Annotated in this window: 12 protein-coding genes and 1 pseudogene; 6 read left to right on the forward strand and 7 right to left on the reverse strand. The window is 70.1% G+C overall.

Going from position 1 to position 13,323, the window contains the following annotated elements:
* Positions 1-369: 369 nt before the first annotated feature.
* The 3 genes from ACTWQC_RS35210 to ACTWQC_RS35220 all read right to left on the reverse strand — a co-directional run bounded on the left by ACTWQC_RS35210 (position 370) and on the right by ACTWQC_RS35220 (position 1,697).
* Positions 370-819, reverse strand: a complete 450-nt coding sequence (locus ACTWQC_RS35210) for a PRC-barrel domain-containing protein (protein WP_443319942.1) — start codon at positions 817-819, stop codon at positions 370-372.
* Entirely contained in the window at positions 819-1,463 is a 645-nt protein-coding gene (locus tag ACTWQC_RS35215; RefSeq protein ID WP_443319943.1) for a PRC-barrel domain-containing protein, read from the reverse strand. The genes ACTWQC_RS35210 and ACTWQC_RS35215 overlap by 1 nt, the downstream gene beginning before the upstream one ends.
* Positions 1,464-1,544: 81 nt before the next feature.
* Positions 1,545-1,697 carry a hypothetical protein gene (locus tag ACTWQC_RS35220; RefSeq protein ID WP_443319944.1) on the reverse strand — a complete coding sequence of 51 codons (153 nt, stop codon included), beginning with the start codon at positions 1,695-1,697 and terminating at the stop codon, positions 1,545-1,547.
* Positions 1,698-1,933: 236 nt separating this feature from the next.
* On the opposite strand from ACTWQC_RS35220, the pseudogene ACTWQC_RS35225 reads away from it, so the two are divergent.
* Positions 1,934-2,188: pseudogene (locus ACTWQC_RS35225) on the forward strand (aldose epimerase family protein); the annotation flags it as partial.
* A gap of 203 nt (positions 2,189-2,391) precedes the next feature.
* Here the strand turns inward: ACTWQC_RS35225 and ACTWQC_RS35230 are convergent.
* Complete coding sequence (locus ACTWQC_RS35230; protein ID WP_443319945.1) at positions 2,392-3,291, reverse strand: LysR family transcriptional regulator; 900 nt, start codon at positions 3,289-3,291, stop codon at positions 2,392-2,394.
* A gap of 125 nt (positions 3,292-3,416) precedes the next feature.
* On the opposite strand from ACTWQC_RS35230, the gene ACTWQC_RS35235 reads away from it, so the two are divergent.
* On the forward strand, positions 3,417-3,773 hold the full coding sequence (locus tag ACTWQC_RS35235) for a YybH family protein (RefSeq protein WP_443319946.1): 357 nt from the start codon (positions 3,417-3,419) through the stop codon (positions 3,771-3,773).
* 151 nt (positions 3,774-3,924) lie between these two features.
* The gene (locus ACTWQC_RS35240; protein ID WP_443319953.1) at positions 3,925-4,647 is read left to right on the forward strand and encodes an XRE family transcriptional regulator; all 723 of its coding nucleotides are present in this window, start codon (positions 3,925-3,927) and stop codon (positions 4,645-4,647) included.
* A 230-nt stretch (positions 4,648-4,877) separates the two neighbouring features.
* Here ACTWQC_RS35240 and ACTWQC_RS35245 read toward each other — a convergent pair whose 3' ends face one another.
* Complete coding sequence (locus tag ACTWQC_RS35245; RefSeq protein ID WP_443319947.1) at positions 4,878-5,903, reverse strand: ATP-dependent 6-phosphofructokinase; 1,026 nt, start codon at positions 5,901-5,903, stop codon at positions 4,878-4,880.
* Positions 5,904-6,344: 441 nt separating this feature from the next.
* On the opposite strand from ACTWQC_RS35245, the gene pta reads away from it, so the two are divergent.
* The 3 genes from pta (at position 6,345) to pyk (ending at position 11,286) form a co-directional block, all read left to right on the forward strand.
* Positions 6,345-8,462: a phosphate acetyltransferase gene (gene pta, locus ACTWQC_RS35250; RefSeq protein WP_443319948.1), complete on the forward strand. Its 2,118-nt coding sequence runs from the start codon at positions 6,345-6,347 to the stop codon at positions 8,460-8,462.
* 171 nt (positions 8,463-8,633) lie between these two features.
* Positions 8,634-9,857 carry an acetate kinase gene (locus ACTWQC_RS35255; RefSeq protein ID WP_443319949.1) on the forward strand — a complete coding sequence of 408 codons (1,224 nt, stop codon included), beginning with the start codon at positions 8,634-8,636 and terminating at the stop codon, positions 9,855-9,857.
* Positions 9,858-9,867: 10 nt separating this feature from the next.
* Entirely contained in the window at positions 9,868-11,286 is a 1,419-nt protein-coding gene (gene pyk, locus ACTWQC_RS35260) for a pyruvate kinase (RefSeq protein WP_443319950.1), read from the forward strand.
* A gap of 140 nt (positions 11,287-11,426) precedes the next feature.
* On the opposite strand, the gene ACTWQC_RS35265 is transcribed toward pyk, so the two are convergent.
* Both ACTWQC_RS35265 and ACTWQC_RS35270 read right to left on the reverse strand, forming a co-directional pair.
* Entirely contained in the window at positions 11,427-12,776 is a 1,350-nt protein-coding gene (locus ACTWQC_RS35265; RefSeq protein WP_443319951.1) for a hypothetical protein, read from the reverse strand.
* On the reverse strand, positions 12,766-13,284 hold the full coding sequence (locus tag ACTWQC_RS35270; RefSeq protein WP_443319952.1) for a DUF6114 domain-containing protein: 519 nt from the start codon (positions 13,282-13,284) through the stop codon (positions 12,766-12,768). Before ACTWQC_RS35270 ends, ACTWQC_RS35265 begins: the two co-directional genes overlap by 11 nt.
* Between the last annotated feature and the right edge of the window lie 39 nt (positions 13,285-13,323).

The following is a 13,323-nucleotide window of genomic DNA, read 5'->3' on the forward strand; positions in this document are numbered from 1 at the left end:
CACCCTGGGCGTCCGCACCGGCGGGTGTGTGCTGGACGGCGACGAAACGAGCGGGAGGCGGACAAGGATCTCCGCAAAGGCCGCCTGTACCCCAACCGACCACCACCCACCAGCCCGTAAACGGACCCCCAGACCACCCCTCCCCCTTCCCGTAGCCCGCCGCTTTGCGCCGAAGGCGCGAGACGAAACCAGCACCCGGCCGAGCCGCATGCCGCCCCAACCGCCCCAAACCCACCCCAAACCCACCCCACACCCGACCCAACAAGACAGCGCCTCAAGCGGGTGTCCCAGAAGGCATCCCAAGAAGGCGTCTCAAGTCAAGAAGGCATTTCAAGAAGACATTTCAAGAGGGCGCTTCAAGAGGGGGCCTCAAGAAGGCGTCAGGCCCTCGCGGACCACCAGGGCGTAGCCGCCGATGCCGATCATGGACTTGCCGTCGAGGTTCCCGGCCGTGGTGTGCAGGGTGAGGACCGCGCCGGTCTCGGGGTCGAAGTCCACGTCGGACACCGTGCCGAGTTCGTCGCCGCGTTCGGTCAGGACACGTTTCTCGGGCAGGTCGTGGCTCTTGTCGGACAGCTCCGCGAGAAGGCCCTCGGCGGTCTCGAGGACCTCGCGGTCGGGGACCATCACCGCATCGGGGCCGATTGCGCGGGCGCGGGCCAGCGTGAGGATGTTCCGCTTGGAGTCCTTGGTTTTGTAGAGCCGCAGCGCCACGACCCGGGCCGCGGCGGGATCGACGACGCAGGCGTCCACCACGCCGACCGATTTCGCGTCGGCGACGCTTACCACGGAGCGGCCTTCTGTCTGGCTGAACAGCATCAGATCTCCGTCGACGGCGGGGATGTTGGCGGGGTCGTTGGCGGGGTTGGCGGGGTTGGCGAGGTGGGCGGGGTCGTTGGCGAGGTGGGCGGGGTCGTTCGAGGGCGGTCCCGGTAGGCCCTCACGCGTTCCTCGAAGGCGGGCAGGTCGTCGGCGACGTACTCGGTCACGGCGGCCGGGACGACCAGGGCTTCGCCGGACACCGCGATGGTCTCGGCGCGCGGCAGGAACACCGTGCGCGCCTTGCGGCCGAGCGCCTCGGTGGGAGCGATCTCGTAGCCGACCACGTCCGCGGTGGTGCCGGTGTCGACGACCACGTCGACGATCTTGCCCACGTCCGTGCCGCGGTCGGTGAGCACCCGCGACTCCAGGACGTCTCCGCTCCTGGCCTCGGACCGTTCCACGACGTCCGTGCGGCCCTCGAAGCGCTCCTCGCTCTCGATCATGACCGCGTCGTGGCCCAGGGCGTACACGCCCGTCCAGGGCAAGCTCTGTTTCATCGGGCCCGAGAACCGCTTGCGCCCGCTGAGTGTGAACCCCACTATGTGCCCGCCCCCGCTGTCGAACACGACGTCCTTGACTTGCGCGACGGCATCTCCGTGGAGCGTGACCACCGGCCGCTTCGTGATCTCTGTCGCGAGCATCAGACCAGTCATTTCAGGCCACCCATCCGGCCACCCGCGCGCCCGCGTCGCTCCACACCCTTCATCTCAGCCACCCACCCGTCATCTCAGGCGACCCATCCGGCCACCCGAGCGCCCGCGTCGCTTCACCGCGATCACACCGCCGCTGCGGCGCCGCGCCTGAACGACCAGCGTCGATAGAGTCAGCACGATCACGATCGCCGCCACGATGACGAGCCAAGTCCACCAGTCCATAGCGCACCTCTCCCTTCCAGGATCGGTCACCCTCGCCACGCTGTCCACGCGTGTCGCGGCTATCGCCGCCGGGCCGGGGAGTCAATATCAACCGGTCATGCAATTGCCGCAACGATCTCCCGAGCAGCGGGAAAGAAACGGGAAGAAAAGGCCTCCTACGGGCAGTTGTTCATTCCCTGGCCCAACACAATCGACCACGGCACCTATGAATTCGACGGCGCCGAGGAGGCTCTGCCCTGGAGCGAGCCGGCAATCAGAACGCCATTCGCGGCATGACCCGGTGGATGAACTGGGAGGTCGTGGAGCGCGCCGCGGCGCGGTCGGTCATGGGGCTCACACTGCACGCCAAGCCGGGGTACCCGTTCGTCCTGCGGCTGCGGCAGACGTACGAACTCACGGAACGGGGGCTCGTCGTCACGAACGTCGTGCGCAAAGCCGGGGACCGCAGAGTCCCCTACGGAGTGGGGCACCACCCGTATTTCGCCCTGGGCACCGAAATTCATCGACGATATCGGGCAGCATCAGAAGCCCGCGCTGACACCGAGCCCGTCCGCCTCCTTTCGGATTCACCTCCCTTCTGTTTCACCTCACTTCTGTTTCACCTCCTTCCGGATCTACCTCCCTTCCGGATCTACCTCCCTTCGGATCCACCCACCCTCGGATCCACCCACCCTCGGATCCACCCACCTTCGGATCACCTCCCTTCGGACACGTCCGGCAGATTCGCCCTCGCGTGGCGGATGAGCGCTCGCGCCGCCGGGCTGACCGGCCCTTCCGCCCGCCACGCGAGGGCGAGACTCGACCGCACCGCTGGCCGGGTGAGGGTGACCGCGTGCAGCTGGTCCCGGTGGGCCCCGGCGAGTGACGCGGGCAGGACGGCCACGCCGAGGCCGCGGCCCGCCAGCTCCACGAGTACGTGCGGGTCGCTGGCCTCGAAGGCGATACGAGGCCGGAAACCCGCCGCCGCGCAGGCATTGTCGAAGGCGGTCCGCAGGCCGGTCCCGCGCGGCAGGCTGATGAGCCCGCGCTCCCTGAGGCCGCCGAGCGCGATCGTCGTCTTCGCTTCCAGCGCGTCGCCGTGGCCGACGGCGGCGACCAGCGGCTCGTCCACGATGACCTGCGTGGCGATCCCCGGCGGCGGCGCGGTCGCCAGACCGACGACGGCGACGTCGAGCCGCCCGGCCTGCAGAGCCGGGAGCAGGACGTCGGACCGGTCCTCGGACAGGGTGATCTCCACGGCCGGGTGGGCCTGCTGGAAGTCGGCCAGCAGACCAGGCAGGCCGGATTCCGAGCGGGAGGCCACCATGCCGACGGCGACCCGCCCGCGCATCAGCCCCGTGAGCTCCTCGACCGCGAGCCGCGCACCGTCGACCGCGGCGAGCGCGGCACGGGCGTAAGGCAGCACGGCCTCGCCCACGGCGGTGAGGCGGACCGTACGGCCCGAGCGGTCCAGGAGGGGCTGGCCCAGCTCCCGTTCCAGCTGTCTGATCTGGGCGCTGACGCCGGGCTGGGCGACGTGCAGCCGAGCGGCCGCCCTGGTGAAGCCCGCCTCCTCGGTCACGGCCACGAAGTACTCGAGCTGGCGCAGTTCCATGCCCCCAAGCCTATAACCAGGACTTCTGGTTCCCAGTAGATCCAGATCTTGGACTTCTGCCGCCCACAGCACCCACGATGGATGGCAGACGACAACCGCACCCCTCGACGAAGGAGACAGCGACGATGACCGACGTACGCGAACGAGCCACCCGGCCCGAGGACTTGGCGCGGCTGTTCGTGGAGCTGGGAAACGCAGGCGACGCCGAGGGGCTCGCAGAGCTCTACGAGCCGGACGCCGTGCTGGCCTTTCCTCCCGGCTCCGAGACCGTCGGGCGCGAGGCGATCCGCACGGTCTTCGAGAGGATGCTCGCGGACCGGCCCCGTTTCCAGCTGGAGGAGGCGCTGCCCACCGTGCGGAACGGCGACCTCGCCCTCACCTCGACCGTCCCCGCCGACAACACCGGCGGCAGGGTCCAGGTCGCCCGCCGCCAGCCGGACGGCACCTGGCTGCGGGTCCTCGACCGGCCCGAGATCCGATAACCCGGGCGCTCCCCCCAAGGCGAGCGCTCCCCTCAAGGCCGCGCACCCTCGCAGGGCTGACACCCTGGTGCGTTTCTACGAGTTGTGGGCTTGGGGGAATGCACCGTGGGGGTACTCGCGAGTACCCCCTAGCGTTCTGCGCGTGCGCCATATCCAGCCACGCCATATCCAGCCACCCGACTCCCGTAAGCCGCCGTTCGACGCGACCGCGGCGCGCCGGCTCCGGGAAGGGCTCGGAATGGCGCACGCGCAGATCGCGTACGGCATCTGGGCCGCGTACGGGCTGCAGGTCAGCCCGGCGACCGTGGCCGCGTGGGAGCTCGGCGAGGAGTCGCCGACCGAGGCGGAGATGACGGCGCTGGCCGGGGCCCTGTGGTGCTCACCGGGCGATCTGCTGGGCGCGCCGAGCACGCTGCGGGAGCACCGGATCGCGCGCGGCCTGGCCGTCGCGGACCTGGCGCTGCGGATCGGCATGGAGCCAGCGGCGTACGAGCGGATCGAGCAGACCGGGCACTGGACCGGGAACGACCGGCAGGCGGCCGCGCTCGGCGAGGTGCTCGCGCTGCCGCTGCCCGCGTTCATCGAGGTCACGGGCCACTCGGACGCGCTGGCCGACCTGCTGCGCAATGCGGTCACCACGCGCTGGCAGGCGTACGTCAAACCGGTCGCCAAGCTGCTGCCGCTCCCCCGGCACGAGCTGGAGAGCGTACTGCAGCAGCTGCACTCCGAGTACCAGTCGCGGATGGTCGGCACGCTCAACTGGGGCGTGGGCACGAGCTCCACGGAGTCCGGCGACGCGGGGCGGGCCTTCCTCGACGACGTACTGGAGCTGTTCTGGGGCCTGCTCTACCCGCCGGGTTCCGGGAGCGGTTAGGTCCCGGCACCTCGACTCCCCGGCACCCCGGCACCCCACTCTCTAGCTCACCGGCACCTCGACTCCCCGGCTCCCCGAGCTCCCCCCGCACCTCGGCTCCCCCGCACCCCGAGCTCCCCCCGCACCCCGGCACCTCGACTCCCCGGCTCCCCGGGCTCCCCCCGCTCCACGGCTCCCCGGGCTCCCCAGCACCCCGGCTCCCCGGGCTCCCCAGCACCCCGGCTCCCCGGTCAGAAGACCGACTCAGCCTCGTCCATGCGGTACTCCGGGACCGTCTTCAGCTCCGTGACGGCCTCCGCCAGCGGCACCATGTGGATGTCCGTGCCGCGCAGCGCCGTCATCTTGCCGAAGTCGCCGCGGTGCGCGGCCTCGACGGCGTGCCAGCCGAAGCGGGTGGCCAGCACGCGGTCGTACGCGGTCGGGGTGCCGCCGCGCTGGACGTGGCCCAGGATGACCGGCCTGGCCTCCTTGCCGAGCCTGCGCTCCAGCTCTGCGGCCAGCCGGTTGCCGATCCCGGCGAAGCGCTCGTGGCCGTACTGGTCGATCGCGCCCCTCTCGTACGGCATCGAGCCCTCGGCCGGATGCGCTCCCTCGGCGACACAGACCACCGCGAACTTCTTGCCGCGCGCGAACCGCTCCTCCACCATCTTGCAGAGGTCGTCCACCTCGAACTTCCGCTCCGGCAGGCAGATTCCGTGCGCACCGCCCGCCATTCCGGACTCCAGCGCGATCCAGCCCGCGTGGCGCCCCATGACCTCGACGACCATGACGCGCTGGTGGGACTCCGCGGTGGTCTTCAGCCGGTCGATGGCCTCGGTGGCGACGGTGACGGCGGTGTCGAAGCCGAAGGTGCGGTCCGTGGAGGAGATGTCGTTGTCGATCGTCTTGGGCACGCCGACCACCGGCATGCCGGCGTCCGAGAGCATCCGGGCGGCGGTCAGGGTGCCCTCGCCGCCGATCGGGATGAGCGCGTCGAGGCCGAGCTCGTGGCACAGCTCCTCGGCGTTCTCGGTGGCCTCGCTGAGCCGGCCGCGCTCGAGCCGGGCGGAGCCGAGGATGGTGCCGCCGCGGACGAGGATGCCGCTGACGGCCTCGAGGTCGAGCTTGCGGTACCGGCGGTCGAGCAGGCCCTTGAACCCGTCCTCGAACCCGATGACCTCGTCGCCGTGGGCGGCCAGGGCACGGTGCACGACCGACCGGATCACGGCGTTCAGGCCGGGGCAGTCGCCGCCTGCGGTGAGAACTCCGATGCGCATCGGCTTGGGTCTCCTGCTCGGTGCTGGATGGTCGTCTTGATGGTGGTCCACGCGGGCCGGACTCGATGGTCGTGGCCGTCCACGCGGGCCGGACTCGACGGTCGCAGACGTCGACCGGACGCGACAGTCGCACCCGTACGCGTACACATAAGCCAGGCTCGGCCAGTCCGATTGTTTCATGGTCCGCGGACTGCCCGCGCTCGCGGCTTATGCCCCCCGGGCGGGCCGGAGGGCCCGGCCTCTCATGCTCCAGCTCCCGCCCCAGCTCCCGGCAGGGCGGCCGGCTGGGGGGCCGGCTGGGGGGCCAGCTGGGGGGCCGGCCAGCCGGGCTGGTAACCCACCAGGCGGGTATTGTCAAGAGGGTAAGCCCACTCTGTCGGCTGCATGTGAGCCGACTCGGCGTTCGAAGAGTTCGATGAGTTCGAAGATCGGAGAGCACGCGTGACGCGCAGCGTGTACGTGACCGGGATCGATCGGGGTGACGGCCGTCAGGTCGTCGAGCTGGGAGTCATGGAGCTCCTGACCCGCCATGTGGACCGGGTGGGCGTCTTCCGCCCCCTCGTGCACGACGGTCCCGACCGGCTCTACGACCTGCTGCGGGCCCGCTACCGCCTCAGCCAGACCGCCGAGAGCGTCTACGGCATGGACTACCACACGGCCGCCGCGCTCCAGGCCGAGCAGGGCACCGACGAGCTGGTCTCCCAACTCGTCAGCCAGTTCCACCAGGTGGCGAAGGACTACGAGTTCGTCCTCGTCCTGGGCACGGACTTCGCGGGCACCAACCTCCCGGCGGAGATCAACCTCAATGCGCGCCTGGCAAACGAGTTCGGCGCCTCCGTGATCCCGGTGGTCGGCGGCCAGAACCAGGACGCCGCATCCGTACGCGCCGAGGTCCACAACGCGTACGCCGCCTACGACTCGCTGGGCTGCGACATCACCGCCATGGTCGTCAACCGGGTCGCGCGGGAGGACCGCGAGGCCATCGCCGAGCGGCTGGCGGCCAAGCTGCCGGTCCCCTGCTACGCCCTCCCCGAGGACGCCTCGCTCTCCGCGCCGACGGTCCAGCAGATCGTGCACGCTCTGGACGCCGAGGTGCTGCTCGGCGACGCGGCCGGACTGGCCCGCGACGCCCGGGACTTCGTCTTCGGCGGCGCGATGCTGCCGACCTTTCTGGGGGCGCTGACCGAGGGCTGCATGGTGGTCACCCCTGGCGACCGCGCGGACCTGATCGTCGGTGCGCTCGCGGCCCACAGCGCCGGCGCCCCGCCCATCGCGGGCGTGCTGCTCACCCTCGACCAGCGGCCCGGCCCGGACATCATGGCGCTCGCGTCCCGGCTCGCGCCCGGCACGCCGGTCGTCTCGGTGCCGGGCCAGAGCTTCCCGACCGCGGGCGAGCTGGCCCGGCTGGAGGGAAAGCTCAACGCCACCTCGCCGCGCAAGGCGGAGACCGCGCTCGGCCTCTTCGAACGCCATGTGGACACGGCCGCGCTGACGAACCGTATCTCCCTGGCCCGCTCCAGCCGGGTCACACCGATGATGTTCGAGCACGAGCTGATCGAGCGGTCCCGGTCGAAGCGCCGCCGGGTCGTGCTCCCGGAGGGCACCGAGGAGCGGGTGCTGCGCGCCGCCGATGTGCTGCTGCGCCGCGACGTGTGCGATCTGGCGCTGCTGGGCGACGAGGACCTGATCCGCAAGCGCGCCGCCGAGCTGGGCATCGACCTCGCCGACGCCCACCTCATCGACCCGGAGACGTCCCCGCTGCGGGAGCGCTTCGCCGAGATCTACGCGCAGGCCCGCGCCCACAAGGGCATCGGCTACGAGTTGGCGTACGACGTGGTGGCCGACGTCTCGTACTTCGGCACGCTGATGGTCGAGGAGGGCCTGGCCGACGGCATGGTCTCGGGCGCGGTGCACTCCACCGCCGCCACCATCCGCCCGGCCTTCGAGGTGATCAAGACAGCGCCCGGCGCCCAGATCGTCTCGTCCGTCTTCTTCATGTGCCTGGCCGACCGGGTGCTGGTCTACGGCGACTGCGCGGTCAACCCGGACCCGAACGCCGAGCAGCTGGCCGACATCGCGATCCAGTCGGCGGCCACCGCCGCCCAGTTCGGCGTCGAGCCGCGGATCGCGATGCTGTCGTACTCGACCGGCACCTCCGGTTCAGGCGCGGACGTCGACAAGGTGCGCAAGGCCACCGAGATCGTCCGCGAGCGCCGCCCGGACCTGGCTGTCGAGGGCCCGATCCAGTACGACGCGGCGGTCGACACCGGGGTGGCCGCGACCAAGCTGCCGGACTCGAAGGTCGCGGGCCAGGCCACCGTGCTGGTCTTCCCGGACCTCAACACGGGCAACAACACGTACAAGGCCGTGCAGCGCTCCGCGGGCGCCGTCGCGGTCGGCCCGGTTCTGCAGGGGCTGCGCAAGCCGGTCAACGACCTCTCGCGCGGCGCGCTCGTCCAGGACATCGTGAACACCGTCGCCATCACCGCCATCCAGGCGCAGACCCGGACCCAGCAGGCCCGGACCCAGCAGGCCCAGACCCAGGAAGCCCAAGCGTGAACGACACCCGAGGTACGGCCCACACAGACGGCAGGGCTACTCGCGTCCTCGTCCTCAACTCCGGCGCCCCCACACAGAAAGCACCCACCTCGTGACTGCCCACACAGACGGCAGGGCTACTCGCGTCCTCGTCCTCAACTCCGGCGCCCCCACACAGAAAGCACCCACCTCGTGACTGCCCACACAGACGGCAGGGCCACTCGCGTCCTCGTCCTCAACTCCGGCTCCTCCTCCGTCAAATACCAGCTGCTCGACATGGCGGAGGCTGCCGGTACCCGGCTTGCCTCCGGGATCGTGGAGCGGATCGGTGAGGGTCCCGAGGTGCCGGATCACTCGGCCGCGATCAAGCGGGTCGCCGACGAGCTGGCCGCCCAGGGGCTCGGCCTCGACTCCCCGGAGCTCGCGGCCGTCGGCCACCGGGTGGTGCACGGCGGCACGCGCTTCACTGAGCCGACCCTGATCACCGACGAGGTGGTCGAGGCGATCGAGCAGCTGGTCCCGCTCGCGCCGCTGCACAATCCGGCGAACATCACCGGCATCAAGGTGGCCCGCGAGCTGCGCCCCGACCTCCCGCAGGTCGCCGTCTTCGACACCGCCTTCCACTCCACCATCCCGGAGGCCGCGGCCCGCTACGCGATCGACACCGCCACCGCCGACGAGCACGGCGTGCGCCGCTACGGCTTCCACGGCACCTCGCACGCGTACGTCTCGCGGGCGACCGCGAAGCTGCTGGGCAGGGACCTCTCCGAGGTCAACACGATCGTGCTGCACCTGGGCAACGGCGCCAGCGCCTCCGCCGTAGAGGGCGGGGTGTGCGTGGACACCTCGATGGGCCTGACCCCGCTGGAGGGCCTGGTCATGGGCACCCGCTCGGGCGACATCGACCCGGCGGTGATCTTCCACCTCTCCCGGGTCGGCGGGATGTCCACGGACGACATCGACACGCTGCTGAACAAGCGCAGCGGTCTGCTCGGCCTGTGCGGCGACAACGACATGCGGGAGATCGGCCGCCGTATGGGCGAGGGCGACGAGCGGGCCCGGCTCGCCTTCGACGTCTACGTCCACCGGCTTCGCAAGTATGTAGGCGCGTACACCGCGGTACTCGGGCAAGTGGACGCCATCGCGTTCACCGCGGGCGTGGGCGAGAATTCCGCAGCCGTACGCGAGGCGGCCATGCGCGGGATGGAGGGCCTGGGCATCGAGGTGGACGCGGTGCGTAACGCCGTACGAGGATCCTCGGCGCGGCTGATCTCGGCGGAAGGCAGCCGGGTGGCGGTGGCCGTGGTTCCCACCGACGAGGAACTGGAGATCGCCACGGAGGCATACACCCTGGTCAGCGCCTCGATCCCGGTTCTTCGCACAGCGCCAATATTCCGCTCCGAAACAAACCGATAGGATCGCCCTCATGCGCCGTTCCAAAATCGTCTGCACCCTGGGCCCCGCCGTCGACTCCTACGACCAGCTGAAGTCGCTGATCGAGGCCGGCATGAACGTGGCCCGTTTCAACATGAGCCACGGGACCCACGCGGAGCACGAGGAGCGCTATCACCGCGTCCGCAAGGCATCGGAGGAGACGGGCCGGGCGGTCGGCGTGCTCGTCGATCTGCAGGGTCCGAAGATCCGGCTCGAGACTTTCGCGGAGGGCCCGGTCGAGCTGGTGCGCGGTGACGAGTTCGTCATCACCACCGAGGACGTGCCGGGCGACAAGAGCATCTGCGGCACCACGTACAAGGGCCTGCCCGGAGACGTCTCCAAGGGAGAGACGATCCTCATCAACGACGGCGCGGTCGCGCTCCAGGTCGTGGAGGTCGAGGGCCCGCGGGTGCGCACGATCGTCATCGAGGGCGGCGTCGTCTCCGACCACAAGGGCATCAACCTGCCCGGCGTCGCGGTGAACGTTCCCGCGCTGTCGGAGAAGGACATCGAGGACCTGCGCTTCGCCCTCGCGCTGGGCTGCGACATGGTGGCGCTGTCCTTCGTACGGGACGCCGGCGATGTACGTGACGTGCACCGGATCATGGACGACGCGGGCCGCCGGGTTCCGGTCATCGCCAAGGTCGAGAAGCCGCAAGCGGTGGCGAACCTGGAGGAGGTCGTGCTGGCCTTCGACGGTGTCATGGTCGCGCGCGGCGACCTCGCCGTGGAGTACCCGCTCGAGAAGGTCCCGATGGTCCAGAAGCGGCTCATCGAGATGTGCCGCAGGAACGCCAAGCCGGTGATCGTGGCGACCCAGATGATGGAGTCGATGATCAACTCGTCGCGGCCGACCCGCGCCGAGGCGTCCGACGTGGCGAACGCGATCCTGGACGGCACGGACGCGGTGATGCTGTCCGCAGAGTCCTCGGTCGGCAAGTACCCGATCGAGACGGTCAAGACGATGTCCCGGATCGTGGAGGCGGCCGAGGAGGAGCTGCTGTCCCGCGGGCTGCAGCCTCTGGTGCCGGGCAAGAAGCCGCGTACGCAGGGCGGTTCCGTGGCCCGGGCGGCGTGCGAGATCGCGGACTTCCTGGGCGCCAAGTCGCTGGTGGCCTTCACGAAGTCCGGTGACACCGCGCGCCGGCTGTGCCGCTACCGGGCGCAGCAGCCGATCCTGGCCTTCACCACGGACGCGTCGACCCGCAACCAGCTGACGCTGAGCTGGGGTGTGGAGTCGTACGTGGCACCGTACGTGGAGAACACGGACGCGATGGTCGACCTGGTCGACGCCGAGCTGCTGAAGCTGGGCCGCTACGCCGAGGGCGACACCATGATCATCACGGCGGGCTCGCCGCCCGGTGTCCCGGGCACGACCAACATGGTGCGGGTGCACCACCTGGGCGGCTGATCCCGGCCGAACGGCCCGGTGGCACCAGCCCCTGGCAAAAGCCCCGCGGCAAAAGCCCCGCGGCAAAACGCGAAAAGGCGGTGGGCGGCCCCTCATGGGACCGCCCACCGCCTTTTGGCGTGCTCCGGTTACTTCGTGGGTTACTTCGTGCTGTAGCTGTGCAGGCCCGGGACGGTGAGCGTGCCGCCGAACTGGCCCGCCTGGCGCACCTTGACGTCGGTGAAGACGGCGAAGGGCACGTTGAGCGGGGGCGGGGTCTCTGGGCTGAAGGTGACGGGGATCAGCCCGAACAGGTTCCCCTTCAGCTCCTCGGTGTACATGGTGACCTCACCGTCGCGGATCGTGGAGGTGGAGCCGGGGGCTGCCTCCACATGGGCGGTGGTGCCCTGCGGCCCGACCACGAGCTGATGCAGGTCCTTGATATCCGTTTCCTTCGCGGTGAACTTCAGGACCTTCTTGACCTTGCCGCTGTAGGTCTTGACCTCGACGATGCCGTGGTAGTCCAGGCCGCGCAGGGTGAGCTTGGAGGTCTCCAGCCGCCACGGGTCGTCCGGGAGCAGCGGGACGCCCGGCTCCAGGTCGGCCGCGGCCAGCGCCTTCGGGTCCTTGGTCGGACACGGGAACGGCTCCTTGCCGTCCTTGCCCGAAGTCGCGCCGTCCGCCTCGTCCTTGACACCGTCGGTGAGGTCTTTCGCCGTGTCCTTGGCCTTGTCGCCGACCTCCTCGACCTTCGCACCGACCTTGTCCGCCGCTTCCTTGATGGCGTCCTTGGTCGTGTCCTGGGCGTCCTCGGTCGTCTTCTGAACGTCCTCGGTCGTCTTCTGGACCTCCTCGGCCGGCGTGGACGTGGTGGCGGACGGCGTGGGCTCCGGCGCCTCCGAACTCGGCTCCTCGGACGGCGTGGAGCTGCTGCTCGCGGTCGGCGTGGGCTCCTCGTCGGAGTCACCGGTGAGGAGGTCTCCCAGCTTCTCGCCGATGCCCAGCGGGTCCAGCGGGTTCGTGGACTCCGTCGGAGTGGGCTCGGGCGACGGCGTCTCCCCGGCCGACGGAGACTCCCCGGCCGACGGGGGCTCGGAGGGCTTCGGCTCGGCCTTGTCCGCCTCCTCCTTGGCACCGTCGGTGACGTCATCGGCCGTGTCCTCGGCCTCGTCGACCGGCTTGGCCGACACGCTCGCCTCCGGCGACTCCGACGGGGACGGGGACTTCTTGTCCTCCGTCTCCTTCGGCTCGTCGGACCGGGTCACGCAGGGCCCGGGCGCAAACGGGTTGCCCGGAACCTCGTCGGCCTGGGCGAGCTTGGGGGTGAGACTCATGCCGACGAAGACCGCGGTCGGCATCGCGGCCAGGGCTATCGCCTTGCCGGCCGGAATCTGCAACTTGGTCAGCAGTGACTTCCTGGGCGCCGCGTGACGCGGCCCCGTTCTCACACGCGAACTCGGGAGGGAGTCACCGCTTCCGGCCGCGACCGGCCGGGCTTCATCACCCTGCACGATGCCTCCTCCCGCCATTCACTTCGACGACCCTTCCGGCTTCGTAATCCGCCCTGTCGTCGGCGGGTGCGGAGTCCGGCTCGTCGCCGTGCCGCCCGGCGGGCCTGCCGCCGTCGTCGGCCGGCGCCCACGCGATGGACAGCGCACCGCCGATCAGCGACAGCAGGAATCCGACCAGGAAGCCGCCAAGGTTGGACACCGGAATGGACACCAGTGCCAGCAGGATGGTGGCAACACCCGCGAACACCCGGACGATGTGGTGGAACCACATGGTCAGGCCGAGGGTCACCAGCAGCACGCCAATGATCAGCGAGCCCGCACCCGCGGTGGTGGCCATACGGATGGTGAGCTGGCCCACCTTGAGGTTGGCGTACGGCAGATAGGCGATCGGCACTCCGCCCAGAATCGTCAGCAGGCCCGCCCAGAACGGCCGGCTGCCGCGCCATGCACGGAAGCGAAGCCGCCAGTTTCGATTCTGGTCACGCAGCCCTGGTGACTCGGCGCTCATGGAAAACAGCTCCTGGGGACGGCGTTGTTACAACAGATC

It is taken from the genome of Streptomyces sp. 8N616, assembly GCF_052246385.1.
Classification (GTDB): domain Bacteria; phylum Actinomycetota; class Actinomycetes; order Streptomycetales; family Streptomycetaceae; genus Streptomyces.